The organism is Enterobacter sp. WCHEn045836, from assembly GCF_003965585.1.
GTDB classification, from domain to species: domain Bacteria; phylum Pseudomonadota; class Gammaproteobacteria; order Enterobacterales; family Enterobacteriaceae; genus Enterobacter; species Enterobacter dissolvens.
Map to the genome: position 1 here is coordinate 77,467 of NZ_RXPT01000008.1, position 21,743 is coordinate 99,209.

At 56.4% G+C, this 21,743-nt stretch carries 26 protein-coding genes and 1 pseudogene; 10 read left to right on the plus strand and 17 right to left on the minus strand.

Annotated features, from left to right (window positions below):
- The first annotated feature begins 35 nt into the window (after positions 1 to 35).
- From drpB to EKN38_RS12160, 4 genes are all read left to right on the plus strand, one after another.
- On the plus strand, positions 36 to 305 hold the full coding sequence (gene drpB, locus EKN38_RS12145; protein WP_014832492.1) for a cell division protein DrpB: 270 nt from the start codon (positions 36 to 38) through the stop codon (positions 303 to 305).
- A 51-nt stretch (positions 306 to 356) separates the two neighbouring features.
- Positions 357 to 1,058, plus strand: a complete 702-nt coding sequence (locus EKN38_RS12150) for a phosphohydrolase (RefSeq protein ID WP_014832491.1) — start codon at positions 357 to 359, stop codon at positions 1,056 to 1,058.
- Between the two features lie 61 nt (positions 1,059 to 1,119).
- Positions 1,120 to 2,535 (plus strand): DNA cytosine methyltransferase, encoded by a 1,416-nt coding sequence (locus tag EKN38_RS12155; protein ID WP_047360964.1) that lies wholly within the window; start codon positions 1,120 to 1,122, stop codon positions 2,533 to 2,535.
- A complete protein-coding gene (locus tag EKN38_RS12160) occupies positions 2,516 to 3,019 on the plus strand; it encodes a very short patch repair endonuclease (RefSeq protein ID WP_014832489.1) in 504 nt (167 codons plus the stop codon). The genes EKN38_RS12155 and EKN38_RS12160 overlap by 20 nt, the downstream gene beginning before the upstream one ends.
- On the opposite strand, the gene yedA is transcribed toward EKN38_RS12160, so the two are convergent.
- On the minus strand, positions 2,979 to 3,893 hold the full coding sequence (gene yedA / locus EKN38_RS12165) for a drug/metabolite exporter YedA (protein ID WP_014832488.1): 915 nt from the start codon (positions 3,891 to 3,893) through the stop codon (positions 2,979 to 2,981). The genes EKN38_RS12160 and yedA overlap by 41 nt on opposite strands.
- Positions 3,894 to 4,065: 172 nt before the next feature.
- Between yedA and EKN38_RS12170 the strand changes: the two genes are divergently transcribed.
- The 3 genes from EKN38_RS12170 (at position 4,066) to dgcQ (ending at position 7,018) form a co-directional block, all read left to right on the plus strand.
- Complete coding sequence (locus EKN38_RS12170) at positions 4,066 to 4,983, plus strand: DUF808 domain-containing protein (RefSeq protein ID WP_185812839.1); 918 nt, start codon at positions 4,066 to 4,068, stop codon at positions 4,981 to 4,983.
- A gap of 78 nt (positions 4,984 to 5,061) precedes the next feature.
- Positions 5,062 to 5,244: a YodC family protein gene (locus EKN38_RS12175; RefSeq protein ID WP_014832486.1), complete on the plus strand. Its 183-nt coding sequence runs from the start codon at positions 5,062 to 5,064 to the stop codon at positions 5,242 to 5,244.
- A 73-nt stretch (positions 5,245 to 5,317) separates the two neighbouring features.
- Complete coding sequence (dgcQ, locus tag EKN38_RS12180; RefSeq protein ID WP_050861360.1) at positions 5,318 to 7,018, plus strand: cellulose biosynthesis regulator diguanylate cyclase DgcQ; 1,701 nt, start codon at positions 5,318 to 5,320, stop codon at positions 7,016 to 7,018.
- Here the strand turns inward: dgcQ and EKN38_RS12185 are convergent.
- On the minus strand, positions 7,003 to 7,803 hold the full coding sequence (locus EKN38_RS12185; protein WP_014832484.1) for a mannosyl-3-phosphoglycerate phosphatase-related protein: 801 nt from the start codon (positions 7,801 to 7,803) through the stop codon (positions 7,003 to 7,005). The genes dgcQ and EKN38_RS12185 overlap by 16 nt on opposite strands.
- A 300-nt stretch (positions 7,804 to 8,103) precedes the next feature.
- Complete coding sequence (gene yodD, locus EKN38_RS12190; RefSeq protein WP_013097742.1) at positions 8,104 to 8,331, minus strand: YodD family peroxide/acid resistance protein; 228 nt, start codon at positions 8,329 to 8,331, stop codon at positions 8,104 to 8,106.
- A 251-nt stretch (positions 8,332 to 8,582) separates the two neighbouring features.
- Here yodD and dsrB point away from each other — a divergent pair, with 251 nt between their 5' ends.
- On the plus strand, positions 8,583 to 8,771 hold the full coding sequence (gene dsrB, locus EKN38_RS12195) for a protein DsrB (protein ID WP_013097741.1): 189 nt from the start codon (positions 8,583 to 8,585) through the stop codon (positions 8,769 to 8,771).
- 100 nt (positions 8,772 to 8,871) lie between these two features.
- On the opposite strand, the gene rcsA is transcribed toward dsrB, so the two are convergent.
- From rcsA to fliF, 14 genes and pseudogenes are all read right to left on the minus strand, one after another.
- Positions 8,872 to 9,495 carry a transcriptional regulator RcsA gene (gene rcsA / locus EKN38_RS12200; protein WP_126522099.1) on the minus strand — a complete coding sequence of 208 codons (624 nt, stop codon included), beginning with the start codon at positions 9,493 to 9,495 and terminating at the stop codon, positions 8,872 to 8,874.
- 280 nt (positions 9,496 to 9,775) lie between these two features.
- A pseudogene (gene fliR / locus EKN38_RS12205) lies at positions 9,776 to 10,577 on the minus strand (flagellar biosynthetic protein FliR).
- Positions 10,578 to 10,584: 7 nt separating this feature from the next.
- A complete protein-coding gene (fliQ, locus tag EKN38_RS12210; RefSeq protein ID WP_008500315.1) occupies positions 10,585 to 10,854 on the minus strand; it encodes a flagellar biosynthesis protein FliQ in 270 nt (89 codons plus the stop codon).
- A 10-nt stretch (positions 10,855 to 10,864) separates the two neighbouring features.
- Complete coding sequence (gene fliP, locus EKN38_RS12215) at positions 10,865 to 11,602, minus strand: flagellar type III secretion system pore protein FliP (protein ID WP_013097738.1); 738 nt, start codon at positions 11,600 to 11,602, stop codon at positions 10,865 to 10,867.
- On the minus strand, positions 11,602 to 11,976 hold the full coding sequence (gene fliO, locus EKN38_RS12220; protein ID WP_013097737.1) for a flagellar biosynthetic protein FliO: 375 nt from the start codon (positions 11,974 to 11,976) through the stop codon (positions 11,602 to 11,604). Before fliO ends, fliP begins: the two co-directional genes overlap by 1 nt.
- A gap of 2 nt (positions 11,977 to 11,978) precedes the next feature.
- Positions 11,979 to 12,392: a flagellar motor switch protein FliN gene (gene fliN, locus EKN38_RS12225; protein ID WP_008500318.1), complete on the minus strand. Its 414-nt coding sequence runs from the start codon at positions 12,390 to 12,392 to the stop codon at positions 11,979 to 11,981.
- Positions 12,389 to 13,393: a flagellar motor switch protein FliM gene (gene fliM / locus EKN38_RS12230; protein WP_126522101.1), complete on the minus strand. Its 1,005-nt coding sequence runs from the start codon at positions 13,391 to 13,393 to the stop codon at positions 12,389 to 12,391. The genes fliN and fliM overlap by 4 nt, the downstream gene beginning before the upstream one ends.
- Before the next feature lie 4 nt (positions 13,394 to 13,397).
- The gene (gene fliL, locus EKN38_RS12235; RefSeq protein ID WP_014832480.1) at positions 13,398 to 13,868 is read right to left on the minus strand and encodes a flagellar basal body-associated protein FliL; all 471 of its coding nucleotides are present in this window, start codon (positions 13,866 to 13,868) and stop codon (positions 13,398 to 13,400) included.
- 106 nt (positions 13,869 to 13,974) lie between these two features.
- Positions 13,975 to 15,210, minus strand: a complete 1,236-nt coding sequence (fliK, locus tag EKN38_RS12240; RefSeq protein WP_014832479.1) for a flagellar hook length control protein FliK — start codon at positions 15,208 to 15,210, stop codon at positions 13,975 to 13,977.
- The gene (gene fliJ, locus EKN38_RS12245; RefSeq protein WP_013097733.1) at positions 15,207 to 15,650 is read right to left on the minus strand and encodes a flagellar export protein FliJ; all 444 of its coding nucleotides are present in this window, start codon (positions 15,648 to 15,650) and stop codon (positions 15,207 to 15,209) included. The genes fliK and fliJ overlap by 4 nt, the downstream gene beginning before the upstream one ends.
- A gap of 21 nt (positions 15,651 to 15,671) precedes the next feature.
- Complete coding sequence (fliI, locus tag EKN38_RS12250; protein WP_014832478.1) at positions 15,672 to 17,042, minus strand: flagellar protein export ATPase FliI; 1,371 nt, start codon at positions 17,040 to 17,042, stop codon at positions 15,672 to 15,674.
- Entirely contained in the window at positions 17,042 to 17,752 is a 711-nt protein-coding gene (gene fliH / locus EKN38_RS12255; protein WP_014832477.1) for a flagellar assembly protein FliH, read from the minus strand. The genes fliI and fliH overlap by 1 nt, the downstream gene beginning before the upstream one ends.
- On the minus strand, positions 17,745 to 18,743 hold the full coding sequence (gene fliG / locus EKN38_RS12260) for a flagellar motor switch protein FliG (RefSeq protein ID WP_014832476.1): 999 nt from the start codon (positions 18,741 to 18,743) through the stop codon (positions 17,745 to 17,747). The genes fliH and fliG overlap by 8 nt, the downstream gene beginning before the upstream one ends.
- Complete coding sequence (gene fliF / locus EKN38_RS12265; RefSeq protein WP_014832475.1) at positions 18,736 to 20,415, minus strand: flagellar basal-body MS-ring/collar protein FliF; 1,680 nt, start codon at positions 20,413 to 20,415, stop codon at positions 18,736 to 18,738. The genes fliG and fliF overlap by 8 nt, the downstream gene beginning before the upstream one ends.
- 228 nt (positions 20,416 to 20,643) lie before the next feature.
- Between fliF and fliE the strand changes: the two genes are divergently transcribed.
- Complete coding sequence (fliE, locus tag EKN38_RS12270) at positions 20,644 to 20,958, plus strand: flagellar hook-basal body complex protein FliE (protein ID WP_014832474.1); 315 nt, start codon at positions 20,644 to 20,646, stop codon at positions 20,956 to 20,958.
- A gap of 75 nt (positions 20,959 to 21,033) precedes the next feature.
- Positions 21,034 to 21,447, plus strand: coding sequence for a lipoprotein YedD (gene yedD, locus EKN38_RS12275; RefSeq protein WP_014832473.1), 414 nt, complete (start codon positions 21,034 to 21,036; stop codon positions 21,445 to 21,447).
- The last annotated feature ends 296 nt before the right edge of the window (positions 21,448 to 21,743 follow it).

Here is a 21,743-nt window from a genome sequence, read left to right on the forward strand (position 1 = left end):
GTGCAAACGGTACTGCGGTGACCGTGGAGTCAAAGATGGAACGAAAAATCGAACGCAGCCTGGGAGGCAAACTGGCCCTGTGGGTGTTCTACGCTTTTTGCGGTTACTTTGTCTGGGCGATGGCGCGGTACGTTTGGGTTATCAGTAAGATACCGTCGCTGCCGAATACGGCAGTGGAAGGGGATTTGGGGTCAACCAGCGGCAAATGGCTTGGGGCATTGCTGGGGTTTCTGGTGCTGGGCACGGTCGGCCTGATCCTGGGCGCGATTGCGTGGTACACCCGTCCCCGTCAGGACAACCCGTGATAGCGGCGGGGAAAGTTGCTATCGTAGCCATTTTGACGACAGGACGTGATGATGGAACTTACGCAGTGGCAGCATCGATTTGAGCGCTGGCTCGGGGAAAACCACACAACCGACGACACCGCGCATGATATTTCGCACTTTCGTCGTGTCTGGATGACGGCACAAAAAATCATGGCCAACCAGGCGGTGGAGCCACTGGTGATCCTGGCCGCATGCTATTTCCACGATATTGTCAGCCTGCCGAAAAACCATCCTGAGCGCAGCCAGTCATCGCAGCTGGCGGCGCGTAAAACGCGTGACATTCTGCATCGTGATTTCCCGGACTTCCCCGCAGCGCATTATGCCGCCGTGGCACATGCCATTGAGGCGCACAGCTTCAGCGCCGGCATTACGCCGCAGAGTCTGGAAGCCAAAATTGTGCAGGACGCTGACCGGCTGGAAGCGTTAGGGGCGATTGGCCTCGCGCGCGTGTTTGCCGTTTCGGGGGCGCTGGGCGTGCCGCTTTTTGACGCAGTTGATCCCTTTGCCGACGCGCGAACCCTTGATGACCGGGCGTTTGCTCTCGACCATTTTCAGACCAAGCTGCTGCGCTTGCCTGATACAATGCAAACAGAGATGGGGCGCGAGCTGGCACGCCACAACGCCGATTTTCTCATCCAGTTTATGGCAAAACTGAGTGCCGAACTACAGGGTGACTGCCTGGGGCTGGATAGCCAGGTACTGAGCCGCTTCCGTCGCAGTTTGCACGAATGAACTGTGGTAATCTGTTTCCAGTCTTTATTGTCCGGTTAAAAGAATGCAGGAAAATCGATCTGTGAGTGAGCCCGCGCCAGAGCAGGCTGTGAAATCAACGGCTTCGGTGCAGGCGCTGCTGCGCCAGTTGCTGGATATCTACGATGCTAAAACCCTGGCAAACCAGCTGGTGGCGCACGGTGAGGGCCACTGGAGTCCGGCAATCATTAAGAGACTTATCACCAGCGAGCGGGCAGGGCATCGCCTGAGCGACGGCGAGTTTCGTTATCTGCAAACGTTGCTTCCGCGTCCTTCCGCCGCGCATCCCCATTATGCCTTCCGCTTTATCGATCTGTTTGCCGGTATCGGAGGGATTCGACACGGGTTTGAAGCCATCGGCGGTCAGTGCGTGTTTACCAGCGAGTGGAACAAACATGCGGTCCGCACCTATAAAGCCAACTGGTATTGTGACCCCGATGCGCATCGGTTCAACGCCGATATCCGCGATGTCACGCTGAGTCACAAAAGCGGCGTGAGCGATGAAGAGGCCGCAGAACATATTCGCCAGAACATCCCGGCACATGACGTGCTGCTGGCGGGCTTTCCGTGTCAGCCATTTTCCCTCGCTGGCGTATCGAAGAAAAATGCCCTCGGACGCGCGCACGGTTTTGCCTGCGATACCCAGGGAACGCTGTTTTTTGATGTGGTCCGCATTATTAATGCCCGCCGTCCGGCCATTTTTGTGCTGGAAAACGTCAAGAATTTAAAGAGTCATGACGGCGGCAAAACCTTCCGCATTATCATGCAGACGCTGGATGAGCTGGGCTACGACGTGGCGGATTCAGAGGACACGGGCGCCGATGATCCGAAAATCATTGATGGTAAACACTTCCTGCCCCAGCACCGGGAACGTATTGTGCTGGTCGGGTTCCGCCGCGATCTCAATCTGAAAGGCGATTTTACCCTGCGCGATATTCCGTCGTTGTATCCGGCGCGCCGTCCGTCCGTGGCCGATCTTCTTGAGCCCGCGGTGGACGCGAAATTTATCCTGACGCCAGTGCTCTGGAAGTACCTTTATCGCTATGCCAAAAAACATCAGGCAAAAGGCAACGGTTTTGGTTTTGGCATGGTCAACCCGAACGATCCGCACTGTGTGACCCGCACCCTGTCCGCGCGCTATTACAAAGACGGTGCAGAGATCCTGATCGACCGGGGCTGGGATAAGGCGTTAGGTGAGAAAGATTTCGACAACCCTGAAAACCAGCGCCATCGTCCACGTCGCTTAACCCCACGCGAATGCGCGCGGTTAATGGGGTTTGAGACGCCGCAGGGTTACAGCTTCCGCATTCCGGTCTCTGATACCCAGGCGTACCGACAGTTTGGCAACTCCGTGGTGGTTCCCGCCTTTGCGGCAGTGGCAAAACTGTTGGCTTCACGCATTCAACAGGCGGTTGCCCTGCGCCAGAGTGAGGCCGTCAATGACGGATGTGCACAATAAGGCGACGCGCAGTAAAAACATGCGTGCCATCGGCACGCGTGATACGGCGATTGAGAAACGCCTGGCCGCGTTACTGACCGAAGCGGGTTTTGACTTTCGGGTGCAGGATGCCTCACTTGCCGGGCGTCCTGATTTCGTTATCGACGCCTATGGGTGCATTATCTTTACCCACGGCTGCTTCTGGCACCGGCACAATTGTTACCTGTTCAAAGTCCCGGCCACGCGCACCGATTTCTGGCTGGAGAAGATTGGCAAGAACGTCCTGCGTGACCAGCGCGATATCACCACGCTGGTCGAACAGGGATGGCGGGTGCTGGTGGTGTGGGAATGTGCGCTACGCGGCAGACTGAAACTGAACGATCGGGATCTGAGCGACCGGCTGGAAGAGTGGATCTGCGGCGGCGGTCAGACCGCGCAGATCGACACTCAGGGCATTCATCCGTTTACGGTTTCTCCACCTGACACGGCACCCCCTCAGGCTTAGCGGGCAGCAGGTATTTGCCCAGCGTCACCAGCACCACGGCAAACACAATCACGCCCAACGCCAGCCATTCAACCGGCGAAAGCACTTCACCGCCCAGACCCGTGCCAAGCAGTACCGCCACGACCGGGTTAACGTAGGCATAGCTGGTGGCGACCGCCGGAGAGACGTTGCGGATCAGGAACATGTACGCATTAATCGCGATGATGGAGCCAAACAGCGCCAGGTAACCCACGGCCAGGAAGCCGGACAGATCCGGCATGGCCGTCAGTGTTTCCCCCGTCAGCGTGGAGGCAATCAGCAGCACAATGCCTGCGGCAAGCATCTCAATGGCACCCGCCATCATGCCGGACGGCAGCTCAATACGTGACCCGTACACCGAGCCAAACGCCCAGCTGATGGAGCCGATGAGAATAATCACGGCGCCCCACGGGTTACCGCTCAGGTTGCCGCCGCTGTTGAGCAGAATGATCCCGGCAAGTCCAATCCCAATCCCCAGCCATTCCAGCTTGCGGGTGCGGATGCCGAAAAGACGACTAAAGCAGAGCGTAAACAGTGGGACGGTGGCAACCACCACTGCGGCGATCCCGGAGGGCACGTTCTGGTGCTCTGCGACGGTGACAAAGCCGTTGCCGACGGCCAGCAGCAGCAGGCCAATCAGGGCGGCATTAAGCAGCGGGCGCAGCGGAGGGAGCTTATGCCCGCGTAACAGCAGGAAGGCCATCAGCAGGATGCCTGCCGAGAGAAAACGAACCCCCGCCATCATCAGCGGGGGCCAGCTTTCCACCCCGATGCGAATGACAAAGTAAGTTGATCCCCAGATGATATACAGCGAAAAGAGCGCTCCGATGAGCGGTAGTAGTTGCCGAAAACGCATAGTCCCTCACGACGAAATAAAAAGTTCGCTCATAGTAAACGCCAAAACTACCAGGCTGGCGAGCCCTTTAATTGTGTAGTTGCTGTGAAATTTTTGTTGACGTGATGTACCTGTTTCCGGGTGTTCGGTTTTGTTCCATACTATTCACTTAATTAGCAAAAAAAGAAGGATAGTGATTTTGGCGGGAAGTAGCTTATTAACATTGCTGGATGATATTGCCACGTTGCTGGACGACATTTCCGTAATGGGAAAACTGGCGGCGAAGAAAACAGCAGGGGTTCTGGGGGATGATTTATCGCTGAATGCCCAGCAGGTGAGTGGCGTACGGGCTAACCGCGAGTTACCGGTGGTATGGGGCGTGGCGAAAGGCTCATTCCTCAACAAGGTGATTCTGGTACCGCTGGCGCTGTTGATCAGCGCCTTTATTCCCTGGGCGATTACGCCGTTGCTGATGATTGGTGGCGCATTTTTATGCTTCGAAGGGGTAGAGAAAGTGCTGCACTCCTTCGCGGCGAGTAAGAAGAATGACACGCCAGAAGTGCGTCAGCAGCGTCTGGAAGCGCTGGCTGCACAGGATCCAAAAACCTTCGAACGCGATAAAATCAAGGGCGCCATTCGTACCGACTTTATTCTGTCGGCGGAGATCGTGGCCATTACCCTGGGGATCGTGTCTGACTCGCCGCTGCTGAATCAGGTGCTGATCCTCTCCGGGATCGCCATTCTGGTGACGGTAGGGGTTTACGGTCTGGTAGGGCTTATCGTCAAACTGGATGATATCGGCTTCTGGCTGGAGGCGAAATCGAGCGCGATAGCTAAAGGTATCGGTAAAAGCCTGCTGGTGCTTGCGCCATGGTTGATGAAGAGTCTGTCTGTCGTGGGGACGCTGGCGATGTTCCTTGTCGGCGGTGGGATTGTGGTACACGGTATTGTGCCGCTGCACCATGCGATAGAACATTTTGCGGCAGAGCAGGGTGCCGTGGTGGCGGCTATTCTGCCCACGCTGCTTAATCTGGTGCTGGGCTTCATTGTGGGGGCTATTGTGGTAGCCGCCGTGAAGCTGGTTGAAAAAATGCGCGGAACGGCGCACTAATTGTTACCTGTGCCAGGATGCAAAAAGGCCATTCCTCGTCTAAATTGAAACAGTTTCACCCTGATACAGGAGGCAGGTATGGTCTTTTTGGTCAGTGATGAAGTTAAGCCTAAGAAGGGCGGCCCACGTATGATTGTCACCGGGTATTCCAGCGGAATGGTGGAATGTCGGTGGCATGACGGTTACAGCATCAAGCGGGAAGCGTTTCGTGAAGATGAGCTTCAGCCAGGTGACGGGCGGCAACAGCGTGATAAGGCTTAATCACTTAACGCCCGGCCTTGCCGGGCGTTTTTATATCAAGTATCAGGTGTAAGGAAGCGATCAGGGAGTATGTGTGCAGCGTGATACCTTTGTTGTAAGACGGTCTTTTCTGCAATGGCTGCATAAGCGTAGCAATCCGGGTGCGATTGTTAATCTCTGTTTTCTGGTGGTACTGGTTTTTTCGACTCTCCTTACCTGGCGAGAAGTGGTGGTGCTGGAAGATGCCTATATCTCAAGCCAGCGCAACCATCTGGAGACGGTGGCCACGTCGCTGGACAGACAGCTCCAGTTCAGCGTGGATAAGCTGCTGTTTTTCCGCCAGAGCATGCGCGATGCGCTCCAGACACCGCTGGCGTTTGATGTCCTGCGTGCTGCGGTGACACGCTTCAATGCAGACCGGTCTCGTCCTTTCTGGCAGCTTGCCGTGGATACAAAACGCACGCTGCCCATCAACGGCGTTTCGGATGCTTTTGTTGAAAAAACCACGCTCCTCAATCGCGACAATGAACTTCTCGATAATGAAGTGTCTGCTGCGCTTGAAGTGGGGTATTTGCTCAGGCTGGCCTCACCGGTCATGCGAAGCGAAGAGCGGGTAGTCTATGTCTCCCGGGCCGGGTTTTACCTCTCCACGGATACGCCTGCACAGAGCGCCGATATCATCCCGCGCTATTACCATCTGGTGACCCAGCCCTGGTTTACGCAGCAAACGGAACGTAACAACCGTGCGCGCGCGGTGCTGTGGTTTATCTCCACGCCGTCAACCTGGACCGGCAACGAACGCATGATCACCGCCAGCGTACCCATCTATTTTGACCATTACTGGTACGGCGTGGTGGCGATGGATTTTTCTCTCAATACCATGAAACGTCTGCTGGCCGATGCGACGGATGACCACGCGGAAGGGGAGTATCAGCTGTACGATACCCGGCTCAATATGATCGCCTCTTCTGAAGCATCCACGAGCGAGGCCAACCATTTTGATGAGCGTGAAACGGCGCAGATTGCCCATGCCATTGAGAGCGATACCGGCGGCGGGATCCGGCTTGGCAGCCGTTTTGTCAGCTGGGAGCGGCTCGATCATTTTGACGGGGTTATCCTGCGGGTCCATACCCTGCATGAAGGCGTAAAAGGCGACTTCGGCAGCATCAGTATCGTGCTGGCGCTCCTGTGGGCGCTCTTCACCGCCATGCTGCTGATCTCCTGGCTGGTGATTCGTCGGATGGTCAGCAACATGTACACGCTCCAGCACTCATTGCAGTGGCAGGCCTGGCACGATCCGCTCACCCGTCTGAATAACCGTGGGGCGCTGTTTGAGCGGGCAAAAGTGCTGGCGAAGCAATGTCAGGCACAGTCGCTGCCGTTATCGGTTATCCAGCTCGATCTTGATCATTTTAAAAACATCAACGACCGTTTCGGCCATCAGGCCGGAGATAAGGTGCTGTCCCATGCGGCGGGGCTGATTGCCAGCGCCCTGCGTAAGAACGACGTTGCCGGGCGCGTGGGCGGGGAAGAGTTTTGCGTGGTCCTGCCGGGTATCGGGCTGGCGGAGGCGAGAGCGGTGGCGGAACGCATTCGCTCACGCATCGACAGCAAAGAGATCCTGGTGAAAAAGAGCACGACGTTGCGTATCAGCGCGTCGATGGGGGTCAGCTGCGCGCAGGAGAAGGGGAATTACGACTTCGAACAACTGCAGTCGATTGCGGATGCCCGGCTGTATCTGGCCAAACAGCGCGGCCGCAACCAGGTGGTGTGGGACGATCAGGACAGGAAGTGATCCAGCCCTTCTTGCCAGCCCGCCGGTCCTGCTTGCTGCGTGTGATACACCCGGGCAGGGTTATCGTCGCGCAGCGTGATGCCCTGGCGGTTTATGCCTTTGATCACCACCGCGAAGTCGACGCTGTCGAGCAGGGGCGCATCATTCGGGCCATCGCCAAGCCCAAGCGTTGTGGGCATCATGCCTTCCTGTTCGCGATACTGTGCAATCAGCCAGTTCACCGCCACGTCCTTACCGCAGCGGGCGTCCAGAATGTGCCAGAAGCGGGCACCCTGCAGGCATTTCAGACCGCGCTGCGCCAGCTCCTCTTCAAACTGCGCCATTTTCTCATCGGTGTCGCGCCAGATGAGCGTGACCGAGGCTTCATGTTTACGCGCAAGCGTCGAACGATAGCGGCTCAGCCCCGTCCACTCGCTGATAACCCGGTCATCCACATCGTCAAAAGTAGTGAATTTATACCCTGCCTGCAGGCGGATTTGTTCGATGAACGGGCGAATGTCACGGTGGGTCATTCCCCTGATCTGGCGCTGAGTCTTTTCCCATCGCACATCGGGCTGGATAACCGCGCCGTTCTCGGCAATGAAAGGTAAACCTTCCAGCCCCAGCTCTTGCTGGAGATCCAGCATCTCCGCCGCGGTTTTGCTGCTGCACAGGATGAGCGGTACCTGAAAATCCACCAGTTTATCCAGCCAGGGCATCGCCGGTTGCCACGCGTAGGTATGAATATCCAGCAATGAGCCATCAAGGTCGGAAAAAACCAGCAGGGTCTCCTGCAGTGAAGGCATAACGGCTCCTTATCGCAGATAAGTCATTTTCTAAGAATATTCCTAAAAAATTAGGATTCCCGGAAGGGACGAAGTCGAAACCGATCCCGCCACACCCGCATTCAGCGCACCTCGCTGCTCATAACAAAAATTCAGGTTTAAAAAACAGTATATTCGCCATGAGAATATATGCTTGTCAGCGAAAATCGTTGGGGATAGTGTGTTGAATACATCAGATTTCCTGGTGTAACGAATTTTCAAGTGCTTCTTGCATAAGCAAGTTTCATCCCGGCCATCCCCATGACCGGGATTTTTTTCGCCCTAACGATTCGCTTCAGACACGCTAAAGTCATGGATATCAAGCTCGAAGGCCTCGGCCAGTTCACGGTAGGTGTGATAATCCCTGCCGTTAACAATGACCCGGTCAGAATTATCATCCGTACGACGAACTTCTGACTCACTGATCTCATTGATGGCGGCCAGCAGGGCATCGACATCCACCTCGACCTCGCGTTTGATGGTGTCGCTGTACTCTTTGTCGGTCTTCATTACGGGGTCCTCATTCAACCGTGTCCAACGGTAAGTATAGACTGTACATACACGTCATCCTTCAAGCTGCTTCTGCGTTGGCTGCGTCTGCTCACCCCAGTCACTTACTTGAGTAAGCTCCTGGGGATTCTCAGACTTGCCGCCTTGATGCAACTTGAATGATTTAGTGTATAAAAACGCCATTCGCGTCCGGTGGCGATGTGTGTTTTTACGTTTTGTTCTACACTGGCTCAAAACCACAGGAGGAACGTATGAAGGTCAACGATCGGGTCACTGTCAAAACGGATGGTGGGCCACGCCGCCCGGGGGTGGTGCTGGCAATTGAAGAGTTTAGTGAAGGCACAATGTACCTGGTATCACTGGAAGACTACCCGCTCGGCATCTGGTTCTTTAATGAACTGGGACATCCGGATGGCATCTTTGTGGAAAAAGCAGAGTAACAAGGCGTCGGGTGGCCGCTTGCGTGCCCGACAGCGCCCGTAAAAGCAAAAATCTCTGGCCAGGCCAGAGATCGTGTAGGGTACTCAAGGTCTCATGCAACTAACGCATATTGACGAAAATCCCGTTCGTCACATTATCGGTCAGGCGAACAACGTGGTAGATCACTTGCTTATTATGGGTTTTAAATTTCCTTTTAATATTTCCTTTATGTGACGAAACGGTTTTAGCTTTAATATTCATCTGGTCTGAGATTTGAATAGTTCCTTGCCCTGCCATCCACATTCGCAGCATACTTGATTCAGTTCTGCTTAATGATAGGGTGGGTAAGTTAACCGCGCCTACATTCTTAACTTCCTTATTCAAATAATCCCCCAGGATGTCATCCAGCGACTCTGGTTTTATCGATTTAGAACTGATCAATAAATTTTTACGAACCAACAAATACTCATCGAAATGGATATTTGCGATCGCCATAAAGACAATAAACAGGGTCTTAGGATGCTGATTAATGATTTGCTTAATGTGCTGACTGTTGGCTGGATCGTGTATGAAACAGTCCTCATTAATAAACACCACGCCTGGTTTGAGTTCATCACAAGCGGCTGCGAGCTCCTCAACGGTGTGTGCGTCGTTGATGTCTCTCTTTCTTACCCCTCTGCTTGCCAGGTACCCGGTTAACCCTAGCCGGGTGTAGCTACATAAATCCATAATGATCGTTGACATGGCATACCCTCACTCAATGCGTAACGATAATTCACCATCTGCCTGAGAGCTCATAAACAGCCATACGGGATGGAAAAAATTAATAAACCTGTGAGCATGACAAAGACTTTCAGGCGGACTCACTATCCCGTAAAGTTACGTATAATTTGCCAGGAATCATCTTAACAGTAAAGTAAATATTAAGTATTGTGAGGTGGTTAGAAACAATTAAACCGCGTCAGATATATCCTGGAAGATGTTTTTCATGTTTTATTTTAGGAATATCCTCAGAAAGACAATATCAACTGTGGGGGCTATTATTTACGCGGTAGCTCGCTGACAATATCCGCTAACAGGTTGAATATCTCGCCGAATAAATGTTCACAGAACGGAGCGATAAGGGGCATCAGCAATGACATTAATAAAATTCCGACCGTCAGCGTCAGCGGAAAACCAATGACGAACACCGACAGCTGCGGTGCCATACGGTTGAGTAACCCCAACGCCAGGTTAACGGTCAGGAGCAGGGTGATGATCGGCAGCGCCAGCATCAGCCCGTTAAGGAACACCAGCCCGGCGGCACGGGTCAGCGCCAGAAACGCGTTGCTGTTTACCGGATTTTCGCCAATCGGCAGCGTGTGGAAGGTATCCACCAGCAGGGAGATAAGCCACAGATGGCCGTTGAACGACAGGAAAAGCAGCATCGCCAGCATATCGATAATGCGCGCCAGCACCGGCATGTTGAGGTGGCTACCGGGGTCGACAAACGTGGCGAACGATAACCCCATCTGCAGGCCGATCAGTTCCCCGGCGGTACGCACGGCGGCGAAGGCCAACTGCATGGTAAAGCCAACCGCGACGCCAATCATCACCTGTTGCAACGCCACCCACACCGCATTGGCTGAGAAGATTGGAATATTCACCGGCGGCAGGGAAGGCGCAACGATGATGGTGATAATGATGCCCAGCCCCACCTTGACCCGCTTGGGAATCGCTTTTTCGCTCAGAATCGGGGCGGTGGTGATCAGCGCCAGAATGCGCAGCATGGGCCAAAAATAGACCCCAAGCCACTGAACCCACTGGTCGCTGGTAAAATGGAGCATCGTCGCGTCAGCCGATGATGTACGGCAGATTGGTAAACAGGTTGCGCATGTAGTCCAGCAGCAGATTCAGCATCCACGGCCCGGCAACAATGATTGCCACGAACACGGCGATGATTTTCGGGATGAACGAGAGCGTCATTTCGTTAATCTGCGTGGCGGCCTGCAGGATACTGATAATCAGACCGGTCACCAGGGCAACAAGCAGCAGCGGCGCGGCAACGGCAATCGCGATTTTCATCGCTTCCGTGCCCATCATCATGACCGATTCTGGCGTCATTGCGCGCTCCTCAACTGTAGAAACTCTGCGCCAGCGAACTGACCAGCAGCTGCCAGCCATCGACCAGCACAAAGAGCATGATCTTAAAGGGCAGGGCAATGGTGGCCGGCGGTACCATCATCATACCGAGCGCCATCAGCACGCTGGCGATCACCAGGTCGATAATCAGGAACGGGATAAAGATGGTAAAGCCAATCTGGAAGGCGGTTTTCAGCTCGCTGGTGACATACGCAGGCAGCAGTATGCGCATAGGAACGGCCTCCGGACCCTGCAATTCCCCGGTGTTGGAAAGGCGGGCAAAGAGAGCCAGATCCGCTTCGCGCGTCTGGCGCAGCATGAATTCACGCAGCGGCTGTGCGCCTTTCTCCAGCGCCTCCTGCATGGAGATTTTATCTTCACTGAACGGCTGGTAGGCGTCGGTATAAATCTTATCGATGACCGGCGACATGATAAAAAAGGTCAAAAACAGGGCCAGGCCCAGCAGCACCTGGTTCGGCGGGGCGGAAGGGGTACCCAGCGCATTTCGCAGCAGGCCAAAGACAATGATGATGCGGGTAAAGCTGGTCATCATCAGCAGGATCGCCGGAATAAAGGTCAGCGAGGTGATGAACACCAGCGTCTGAACCGGGAGCGACCAGCTTTGTCCGCCGCCCGCCAGAGGGGTTGAAACCAGACCGGGCAGTTGCGCATAAACCGCAGGAGCAAACAGGCCAACGCCCGCGAGCGTCAGGGATAACAAACGGCGCATCAGGATCTCCCGGAACGCTTAAGCAAACTCTTCATGACGGACTGGAAATCCGCAGGGGCTTCTGCGCGCTCGTCACTGATAGCAGGGGCGGGCGGCAGTTTATGTAAAACATTGACGTTAGACGCGGTGACGCCCAGCACCAGCCGCGCGTCCTCAACATCTACGATGACCACGCGCTCGCGCGGCCCCAGTGTTGTACTGGCGCTGACCTTCAGACCGCGCGTCCCGGCGGTTTTACCCGCCAGGCCAAAACGCTTCGCCAGCCAGGCGGCGATAAGAATAAAGGCAATAATACCGAGCAACGCGCCGCTCACCTGGAGCAGCGGTGAGCCGGGAACGGCAGAAGGTTGTGATACTGTTGCCTGGGTTTTCATTCTTAACGGCTCAGACGACGCATGCGCTCAGACGGGGTAATGATGTCGGTGATACGCACACCGTATTTATCGGCCACGACCACCACTTCACCCTGAGCAATCAGATACCCGTTGATCAGGATATCCAGCGGCTCACCGGCCAGACCGTCGAGGGCCACGACGGAACCCTGCGTCAGACGCAGCAGCTCTTTAATGGTCATGCGGGTGCGACCCAGTTCAACGGTCAATTTAACCGGGATATCCATAATCAGGTCGATATCCTGCAGCGTACCGCTGACATCGCCGCCGCCTAACTGCTGGAAGACGGCATCCGCTGCACTTTTGGCCGGGGTCGCTTTTTGCTCGTTTAACGCGTCAGCCCACAGATCGTCCAGTGCTCCGCTGTTTTCATCGGACGGATTGTTCATGTCACTCATTTGGGCTGTTCCTCATTCAGCGAATTCAAAATCGGGTTGATCAAGTGCTCAACGCGTAACGCATACTGGCCGTTAATTGTGCCGTACTGACTTGTCAGCACGGGGACACCATCCACATGGGCAATAATGCGGTCGGGTTTTTCTATCGGCAAAACGTCGCCGGGTTGTAATTTCAGGATCTGGGATAACCGCAGCGGGATATCGGCGAAGCTCGCCACCAGCTCAAGCTGAGAGTGCTGAACCTGGCGCACCAGGTTTTCACGCCAGTTCTGATCTTCATGGCGTGAGTTCTCCAGCTGCGGGTTGACCAGCAGCTCGCGCAGCGGTTCGATCATGCTGAACGGCAGGCAAATATTAAACTCGCCGGTCAGGTTACCGATCTCCACGTGGAACGGGGTGTTGACGACAATATCGTTCGGAGAGGTGGTGATATTGGTAAATTTCACCTGCATCTCAGAACGTACGTACTCCACTTCCAGCGGGTTAATCGCCTTCCACGCGTCGCTGTAAGACTCCAGCGCCAGTTTCAGCATGCGGTTAATGACGCGCTGTTCGGTGTGGGTGAATTCACGACCTTCCACTTTAGTCGGGAAACGCCCGTCGCCGCCGAACAGGTTATCCACCGCAATGAACACCAGGCTTGGGGAAAATACCACCAGCCCTGTGCCGCGCAGCGGTTTCAGATGAATCAGGTTAAGGTTGGTTGGCACCGGCAGGTTGCGGGCAAACTCATGATACGGCTGAATGCGGATCGCACCCACGGTGATATCCGGGCTACGACGCAGCAGGTTAAACAGCCCCATACGGAACTGACGTGCAAAACGTTCGTTAATGATCTCCAGCGCCTGCAGACGTTCACGTACCACGCGACGCTGGGTATTCGGGTCATAGGGACGAATATCGTTATCGCCGCCAATACCCGGTTGTGGATCATCACTCTTATCGCTGTCGCCGTTGAGCAGCGCATCGATTTCTGCCTGAGAAAGAATACTGTCGCCCATGTCGTTACCGCAGAATAAAGGCTGTATACAGAACGTCAGTGACTTCCTGCTTAGGTTGGCCGTTCACCAGCGGGGTTGCCAGCGTTTGCTTAATAGCGTCGACCAGCTTTTGCTTACCTTCATCGGTGGCAAGCGTTGAAGCGTCCTGACGAGAGAACAGCAGCAGAAGACGGCTGCGCACTTCCGGAAGGTAATCGTTCAGTCGGGAACGGGTGGCTTCGTCTTTCAGGCGCAGCGTGATGCCGACATACAGCACACGATCCGCATCACCGAGGTTGACGGTGAAGGTATCCAGCGGGAAGAACACCGGTGCCGGCGGAGGTGGCAGTTCGGCTTTGGCCGCAGCAGTAGAAGGTTTCTGCTGCATGCGCCAGTAACTATAGCCCGCGGTAGCGCAGGCGGCGAGCGTGATTAACACCAGCAGCGGGATCCAGATGGAACGCTTACTTTTTTTGGTGATCGCGGAGTCAGTCATCTGATACGAGCTTCCTGTTTCGGTACAGCTTAATATGGTGATTATCCCGTGTCCGGCTGACGTCAAAGCGTGGAAAAGACGGGGATAATCACGCTACCTCTGGCGTTTAGGCGAAGATGTCTACGGCGCGGTTGCCGCTCGCAGCGGATTGCAGGGCTGCCGGGGTCGGCAGTAACTCCTCGCTCTCTTCAGTAAATCCGCCATGTTGGCCGGAACGCGACGCCTGCTGTTGCTGCTGGGACGAAGACTGCTGCTGCCCGGCAAAGCTCTCGCTGCTGACGCTACTCTGCGTAAGCTGAATGCCGTTCTCCGCCAGTGACGTACGCAGTACCGGCAGGGCGGCTTCCAGTGCGGCACGCACGTGGCTGTGCGCAGACACCATCTGCAGCTGCGCCTGGTCATTATCCAGCTTCAGCGAAATGTGCACCTGGCCCAGATCTTCCGGGTTCAGGCGCAACTCTGCGGTTTGCTGTCCTTGCTTCGCAAACAGCGTGATGTGCTGGCTCAGGTTCTGTTGCCATTCGTGGGTACCGAGCGGCTGACTCAGCACCGGAGCAGTGGCAACGGTTGCGGCAGGCTGCGCGGACGCATGGCTGGTAACGATCGGGGCCAGGGTGGCGGTCGGCGTTGAGGATGACGACACGCTGGCGAGATCCTGTTTCTCGGCCGCGACGGCGAGGGCTGGCGTGGCCGGTGCGCTGGCTGGCAGCGAAGGATCGACGTTTGCCGCCTGAGCCTGATACGCGGAAGCGGGCTGTGCTTTTTCCTGGCCCGTCAGTGCGCTGCTCAACGCGTGTGCACCATTTTGCGAAAGCGTTGCGGAGGTCAGGGCAGATTTCGCCGTGATCCCCTCACTGCCGGTCGCCGGTGCGGTCACTGCCGTTGGCGTTTGCTGGTGTGGCAACATGGCCATCAGCGCACTTAAGCCCGCCAGCTCTTCTTCGCTCAGCTCGGTTTTGCTGTCATCCCCGCTATTTGCCGTGGTCAACGTCTTCAGGGCATCGCCCTTTGACGCAGGCATCAGCCCGGAGACCAGCGTCTGTAGCGGCGTCGTCTGCGCTGTTTCATCGCCCGTCAGCGTGGATTGACGCGCAAGCAGATCGGCAATTTTCGCCTGCAGGGTAGACTCTTCCCCGGCGTCCTTCGCGGCCTTTGACAGCTTGCTGCCCGCCGCCTTCAGGTCGGCCAATGTCAGCGGCGCATCTTTGCCCTGACCGCTGGCGTCCGTTAAGGCGCCCGCCAGCAGAGAAAGAAAGTCTTGCGCACCGTCGGTGCCTTTCCCCGTTTGCATGCCGCCTGACAGGTCGCTGTCGGTCATCAGCAGTTGTTGCAGTGTGATCATTCCGGTTTCCTCATTGATGCGCGCTGGGCAAACTCATCCATTTTTTTCTGATCCTGGCGGTTTTCCGCCAGCGTCGCCGCAGCAATCTGCCGGTCCTGTAAGGTCTGCCAGGCCTGCAGTCGCTGCTTCTTCTCGCGCCAGAAATTCAGCGCGGTGTCGACTTTTTGGGTCCATTGCTGAAGCTGCTGGCGATGCTGTTCAATCGCCTTCTCCAGCGTCTGAATAAACTGCTGATAGTTAATCCAGCGCTGGCTTCCAATGCCCTGTGTCATGTCAGTATTGAGGTTGGTGCGATACTCATGCTGATAGTCGATTAACATCTTCAACTGTTCTTCAGCCTGCTGGCACCCGCGTCGCATTGCGCCAAGCTGCAATGCGGCATCATCAACTTCTTTTTCAGCCAGATCTTTCAGCGTTGATAACGCGCTGTTTTGCGCCATGACCTTCGCCCTCCACCTGTGTTACACCTGCGGGAAAATCAGCTCCAGAGCCTGAATTGAATCTTCCCAGTCGGCGCGTTCAAAAATGCCTTGTTGCAAAAATGCCTCCAGCTGCGGCCACAGGGTAATCGCTTTGTCGAGCATGGGATCGCTGCCTTTGGCATACGCCCCCACGCTCACCAGATCGCGGTTGCGCTGGAAGCTGGAGAGCAGTTGTTTGAAGTTACGCACGCGGGCGTAGTGCTTCTCGGTTATCAGCGCCGTCATTGCGCGGCTGATGGATGCTTCAATATCAATCGCCGGATAGTGTCCGGCTTCCGCCAGCCGGCGGGATAACACAATATGACCGTCGAGGATCGCACGCGCGGAGTCGGCAATCGGGTCCTGCTGGTCGTCGCCTTCGGTCAGCACCGTATAAAACGCGGTGATGGAGCCACCGCCGCTGATGCCGTTTCCTGCGCGTTCAACCAGCGCCGGGAGTTTGGCAAAGACCGACGGCGGATAGCCTTTGGTGGCCGGTGGCTCACCGATGGCGAGAGCGATTTCACGCTGCGCCATCGCGTAACGGGTCAGGGAGTCCATGATCAGCAGCACGTGCTGACCACGGTCACGGAAATCTTCGGCGATACGGGTGGCATAGGCTGCCCCCTGCATACGCAGCAACGGCGAGACATCCGCCGGGGCGGCGATGACCACCGAGCGGGCGCGGCCTTCCGCACCCAGAATGTTTTCAATGAAGTCTTTAACTTCACGACCACGTTCACCGATCAGCCCCACGACGATCACATCGGCCTGGGTGTAACGGGCCATCATGCCGAGCAGGACCGATTTACCGACCCCTGAGCCGGCGAACAGCCCCATACGCTGGCCGCGACCGACGGTCAGCAGGGCGTTGATCGGGCGCACGCCGGTATCAAGAACATGTTCGATCGGGGTACGTTGCAGGGGGTTAAATGGTTGGGTGATCAGCGCGCCGGTTTCGGTGGTGTCTGGAGCGGGCAGGCCGTCGAGCGGTTTACCGCTGCCGTCCAGCACGCGGCCCAGCAGGGCGGGGCCGAGCGGGAGCTGCTTACCGCTTTGCAGACCATCGCCGATGATGTTTTTCGCATAGACGCGCGCGCCGGGCAGAATGCCTTCCACCTCTTCAAGCGGCATCAGGAAAAGACGCTGGCCGTTAAAGCCCACCACTTCGCTTTCCACTTCCCGCGTTTCCTGCCCATCCTGGCGCTCGATTACGCAGGTGGCCCCCAGAGGCAGCTGCAGGCCGGTGGCTTCCAGCACCAGACCGGTGGCACGGGTCAGGCGCCCATAACGACGAACAGATGGCAGTTGCGCCATCTTCGTTTCAAAGTTATCGAGCGTGTTGAGCCAGCGAGTGAGGCGTGCGGTCATCAGACGACTCCCGGTGCCGCCAGGCGGCACAGTTCCTGCCAGCGGGTGGCGACGCTGGCATCCAGATCGCCTTCATCGGCGGAGACTTTGCATCCACCGTGATGTAGCGACGGGTCACCGCGCAGACGCCAGCCGTGCAGGCTCAGAGTGGCACCCAGGCTCTCTTCCACGCGCTGAAGATCGTCCGGGTGAACCCGCAGCTGCGGTTTCCCGCTGAACAACGGCTCTTGCTGCAACAGGCCCTGAATTTGTTTGATCAGCGCCGAATTATCAACCGCCGGGGTCTGGCCAATCACCTGACGGGCTGCTTCCAGCGCCATCTGCATCAACCGGGAAGCAATCACGCTGTCCAGCGCATCCAGGGTGTGCTGGAACTCGCTGACCAGCTGCTGCATACGGGCATGGAGAGGCGCCTGTTGCTGGCGCGCCTGCTCAATACCCTGTTCTAACCCTTTCGCCAGACCTTCCTGATAACCCTGGTCATGGCCTTTCTGTCGGCCTTCGTTCAGACCTGCATTAAAACCCTGCTCATGCGCCTGCATTTGTAACTGCGCCAGCATCTGCGTGCGCTGTTCTTCTTCGCTCAGTTCAGGCACCTCGACGTCGGTGTCGCCCTCCTCGGGCGACGCTACGACAGCCGGGGTGAATTCAGAGAGGGCAGGGGCCAGATCGTCAGGCGTCCAGCGCTTCCACGGCAGCTCATTAGACATAGGTGTCGTCTCCGCTGCCAATTACCATCTCGCCGGTTTCTGCCAGACGACGAACGATGAGCAGGATCGCTTTCTGTTCGTTTTCCACCTGAGACAGACGCACCGGGCCACGGTTGGCAAGGTCGTCGCGCAGGATATCTGCCGCACGCTGCGACATGTTGCGCAGGAACTTCTCGCGCAGCGGCTGTTCGGCACCCTTGAGGGCGATAAGCAGCGACTCGGAGTCCACTTCCTGGAGCAGGCGCTGGATGCTGCGATCGTCCACTTCGACCAGGTTTTCGAACAGGAACATCTCGTCGATAATTTTCTGCGCCAGTTCGCCGTCGAACTCGCGAACCGCCGAAATAACCGCCTCTTCCTGCTGGGTTTTCATCAGGTTGATGATTTCCGCCGCCGTTCTCACGCCGCCCATTTTGCTGCGCTTGAGGTTCTGACCGTCGAGCAGGTTGTTCAGCACTTCGGTCAGCTCTGCCAGCGCCGCTGGCTGGACACCGCCGAAGGTGGCGATACGCAGCATCACATCGTGACGCAGGCGCTCTTCGAACAGGGCCAGAATATCGGCCGCCTGACCCCGTTTGAGGTGGACAAGAATGGTGGCGATAATCTGCGGGTGCTCGTCGCGAATAAGGTCGGCGGCACTCTGCGGCTCCATAAAGTTGAGCGTTTCGATCCCGCTGGCGGTATCGCGCGTTTCGAGAATATCTTCCAGCAGGCTGGCGGCACGCTCTTCGCCCAGCGCCTTGACCAGCACGGAGCGCAGGTAGTCGTTGGCGTTGACGTTGAGCGCTGCAAACTGTTCGGCTTCCTGCTCAAACTCCGACAACACTTCGGTCAGCTGTTTGTTGGAGATCTGACGCACGTTGGCCATGGCCGCACTCAGAATTTGTACTTCTCGCTGGGAGAGGTGTTTAAACACCTCTGCCGCACGATCTTCGCCAATGGTCATCAGCAGGATGACGCTTTTATCGGTGCCCGTAAGCGTATTACTCATGTTCGTTACCCATCCACTGGCGGATGACCAGCGCCACGACGCGCGGATCGTTATCTGACATTTCGCGAATGCGCTGGCTCATGACCTCAGCGCCCATGCGCTGGTTAGCACGACGCTGCTGCATCTGTTCGTCTTTACTGAGGCGAACTTCAACCGCTTCTTCCACTTCCTGACGCGCGTTCATCTGTTCGCGAGCCGCTTTCTCGGCTTCTGCACGACGCTGCAGCTGAGGACGGACGCCCTTACGCCACAGCAGCCAGGCGACAATCAGCACCAGCAGCCAGCGACCTGCGGACATCAGCTGATCGATAAACGCCTGCTGTTGCCAGAACGGCAGCTCACCGCCGGTCTCATCCACCGCGTTGAACGGTGAATTCACCACGTTGAGGCTATCGCCACGCTTCTCGGAGTAACCCATGGCTTCACGGGTCAGGTCTTCGATCTGCTTCATCTGCTCAGCTGTCAGCGGCAGCGGTTTGCCATTGGGCAGCGTTTTGTAGTTCACCACCACGGCCACCGACAGACGCTGAATATCACCCACGTTCAGTTTCGTGTGGCGGATAGTCCGATCAACTTCGTAGTTCGTGGTTTCGTTACGGCTGCTGGTACGTGGACCGGCATTGCTGGCCGTCGAGGTTGTGGTCTGCTGATTTTGCTGACCGTTCTGCTGGTTGGCTGGTGGCGTAGAAATAGGCGCCGCGTTAGCCGGGGCAGGCTGGTTAGAGAGTGCGCCCGGCACGCCGCCTGGGTATGCACCGCCAACCTGTTCGTTTTCGTTAACCTGACGTGAACGCATCACCGCCTGAGCCGGATCGCCGTTCGGGCTGTACTGCTCTTCGGTCTGTTCTTTATTAGAGAAGTCGATCTGCGCGGTGACCTGCGCATGCACGTTGCTGTTACCCACGACCGGGCCGAGGATCGCTTCGATACGGCGCTGGAGACGCGCTTCCACATCGGCGGCGTATTTCAGCTGCGCGTCATTCAGATCGCGACCGGCGGTATTGCTTTGGGTTAGCAGATGACCACTCTGATCCACAAGCGTCACATTACCCGGCGGTAAACCGGCGACGGCGCTGGAGACTAAATGGGTGACCGCGCTGATCTGCCCTTCGTCCAGCGCACGGCCTGGCTCAAGGTTGACGGTGACGGAGGCAGACGGGGATTTCTGTTCGCGCACAAACAGCGACGGCTTAGGCATGGCCAGATGCACGCGGGCGCTCTTCACCGGGCCTAATGTTTCAATAGTACGGGCCAGTTCACCTTCCAGCGCACGCTGGTAGTTCACCTGCTCGCTGAACTGGCTGATACCGAATTTTTCCTGATCCAGCAGTTCAAAACCCACCGCGCCGCCTTTCGGCAGACCCTGCTGCGCCAGGCGCAGACGGAGTTCATGGACCTTATCCGCCGGAACCTCAAGCGCCCCCCCGTTATCGGCAAAGCGATAAGGGATGTTCATCTGGGTAAGCTGGGTGACGATGGCACCGCCATCCTGATCGGAAAGATTACTGTAAAGCGTGCGGTAATCAGGGCTTTTCGCCCACAAGACCATCGCTACAAGGATCGCAATTGCGGCAGCGCCTGCCACGATCAACGGGATTTTAGGATTCGCGCGAAGGCGGTTCATCCACTCGAGTGATTTATTTTGTGGCGCTGTCGATGCTGTTGCAGTCATTGCGCACCTCTTAAATCCTGGTGGTTTACGTTATTCGTGTAGAGAAACAAAACTGACTCCCGGGTCGGCAAACACGACAAAAGTTCCATATTGATGGCCCAGCCATTATTTGATGATTCGTGATTTTCTATGGGTCAAATAACCTGGTTTTTTATCGCTATTTACCGCCATTATCTTATTGACAAGCTGTTAGTCTTGACCGCGTAAAAAACCATCCAGGGGAGAGTCATGGCTATACAGGGCATTGAAGGGGTTATCAGTCAGTTGCAGGCAACGGCAATGACGGCCCGTAATCAGAATGTGGCAGATCAACAGCCGACCATCAGTTTTGCCGGGCAGTTGCATGCCGCGCTTGACCGTATCAGCGACACCCAGACCGCCGCGCGTACCCAGGCTGAGAAGTTTACCCTTGGTGAACCGGGTGTGGCGCTGAACGATGTGATGACCGATTTGCAAAAAGCCTCGGTCTCTCTGCAGATGGGGATCCAGGTGCGTAATAAGCTGGTGTCTGCGTATCAGGAAGTCATGGGGATGCAGGTCTAAGACCTGGACGATCTTCGCTGGCAGCCTCAGCGCTTTAATGCCACAATATTTTTTTCTTCGAATGCAGGAAAGATGATGAAAAAAATAGCAATTGCTGGCGCGCTGCTGGCACTCACCGGGTGCGTACAGGTGGATAATTATCAGGATGTGATTAAGCATCCCGTTCCGGCGCATCTGGCGGGATACTGGCAGTCAAAGGGGCCGCAGAGCAAAATGGTCAGCCCGGAGGCGATTGCCACGCTGGTGGTGACGGAGGAGGGCGATACGCTGGACTGCCGTCAATGGCAGCGCGTGATTGCCGTGCCGGGAAAAATCATGCTGCGTTCAGACAGCTATTACAACGTGACCAGCAAGCTGGATATCTACCCGCTGGAGCGCGATGGCTCGGTGCTGGAGTATGATGGCATGGAGCTGCAGAAGGTCGATCGCCCAACGGTGGAGTGTGCCGATTACCTGAGCAAAAATCCGCTGGAAAGTAAGCTACCGTAGCCGTTTTTGGTGTTTGCACCCTCTTCCTGTGGGCTGAGGGTTCCCCACAGAAAAAGCACGCACGGACGGCCCCCTCTCCTCTTAGGGGAGAGGGCTGGGGTGAGGGGGAACATACGGCTGTGGAGGTCATTCCGTTCACTTTATGTTCCTTGCTACTCTGTTACGACATAACCTGTGAACGTGCCAGGGTGGCTCAGTCGCCACCACCCTGGCGACCCGGGCTCCCGGCGGTAAATCGCCGCTTCGCGGTGCCCTCGGCTTATTCCTTCCGGCTTATCGGGGACGGGCGGATGTAA

Bases quoted from the DNA above. Each gene is read 5' to 3' on its own strand.
- drpB (WP_014832492.1), top strand. From the start codon at position 36: ATGGAACGAAAAATCGAACGCAGCCTGGGAGGCAAACTGGCCCTGTGG.
- EKN38_RS12150 (WP_014832491.1), top strand. From the start codon at position 357: ATGGAACTTACGCAGTGGCAGCATCGATTTGAGCGCTGGCTCGGGGAA.
- EKN38_RS12160 (WP_014832489.1), top strand. From the start codon at position 2,516: ATGACGGATGTGCACAATAAGGCGACGCGCAGTAAAAACATGCGTGCC.
- yedA (WP_014832488.1), bottom strand. From the start codon at position 3,893: ATGCGTTTTCGGCAACTACTACCGCTCATCGGAGCGCTCTTTTCGCTG.
- EKN38_RS12175 (WP_014832486.1), top strand. From the start codon at position 5,062: ATGGTCTTTTTGGTCAGTGATGAAGTTAAGCCTAAGAAGGGCGGCCCA.
- EKN38_RS12185 (WP_014832484.1), bottom strand. From the start codon at position 7,803: ATGCCTTCACTGCAGGAGACCCTGCTGGTTTTTTCCGACCTTGATGGC.
- yodD (WP_013097742.1), bottom strand. From the start codon at position 8,331: ATGAAGACCGACAAAGAGTACAGCGACACCATCAAACGCGAGGTCGAG.
- dsrB (WP_013097741.1), top strand. From the start codon at position 8,583: ATGAAGGTCAACGATCGGGTCACTGTCAAAACGGATGGTGGGCCACGC.
- rcsA (WP_126522099.1), bottom strand. From the start codon at position 9,495: ATGTCAACGATCATTATGGATTTATGTAGCTACACCCGGCTAGGGTTA.
- fliQ (WP_008500315.1), bottom strand. From the start codon at position 10,854: ATGACGCCAGAATCGGTCATGATGATGGGCACGGAAGCGATGAAAATC.
- fliP (WP_013097738.1), bottom strand. From the start codon at position 11,602: ATGCGCCGTTTGTTATCCCTGACGCTCGCGGGCGTTGGCCTGTTTGCT.
- fliO (WP_013097737.1), bottom strand. From the start codon at position 11,976: ATGAAAACCCAGGCAACAGTATCACAACCTTCTGCCGTTCCCGGCTCA.
- fliN (WP_008500318.1), bottom strand. From the start codon at position 12,392: ATGAGTGACATGAACAATCCGTCCGATGAAAACAGCGGAGCACTGGAC.
- fliM (WP_126522101.1), bottom strand. From the start codon at position 13,393: ATGGGCGACAGTATTCTTTCTCAGGCAGAAATCGATGCGCTGCTCAAC.
- fliL (WP_014832480.1), bottom strand. From the start codon at position 13,868: ATGACTGACTCCGCGATCACCAAAAAAAGTAAGCGTTCCATCTGGATC.
- fliK (WP_014832479.1), bottom strand. From the start codon at position 15,210: ATGATCACACTGCAACAACTGCTGATGACCGACAGCGACCTGTCAGGC.
- fliJ (WP_013097733.1), bottom strand. From the start codon at position 15,650: ATGGCGCAAAACAGCGCGTTATCAACGCTGAAAGATCTGGCTGAAAAA.
- fliI (WP_014832478.1), bottom strand. From the start codon at position 17,042: ATGACCGCACGCCTCACTCGCTGGCTCAACACGCTCGATAACTTTGAA.
- fliH (WP_014832477.1), bottom strand. From the start codon at position 17,752: ATGTCTAATGAGCTGCCGTGGAAGCGCTGGACGCCTGACGATCTGGCC.
- fliG (WP_014832476.1), bottom strand. From the start codon at position 18,743: ATGAGTAATACGCTTACGGGCACCGATAAAAGCGTCATCCTGCTGATG.
- fliF (WP_014832475.1), bottom strand. From the start codon at position 20,415: ATGACTGCAACAGCATCGACAGCGCCACAAAATAAATCACTCGAGTGG.
- fliE (WP_014832474.1), top strand. From the start codon at position 20,644: ATGGCTATACAGGGCATTGAAGGGGTTATCAGTCAGTTGCAGGCAACG.
- yedD (WP_014832473.1), top strand. From the start codon at position 21,034: ATGAAAAAAATAGCAATTGCTGGCGCGCTGCTGGCACTCACCGGGTGC.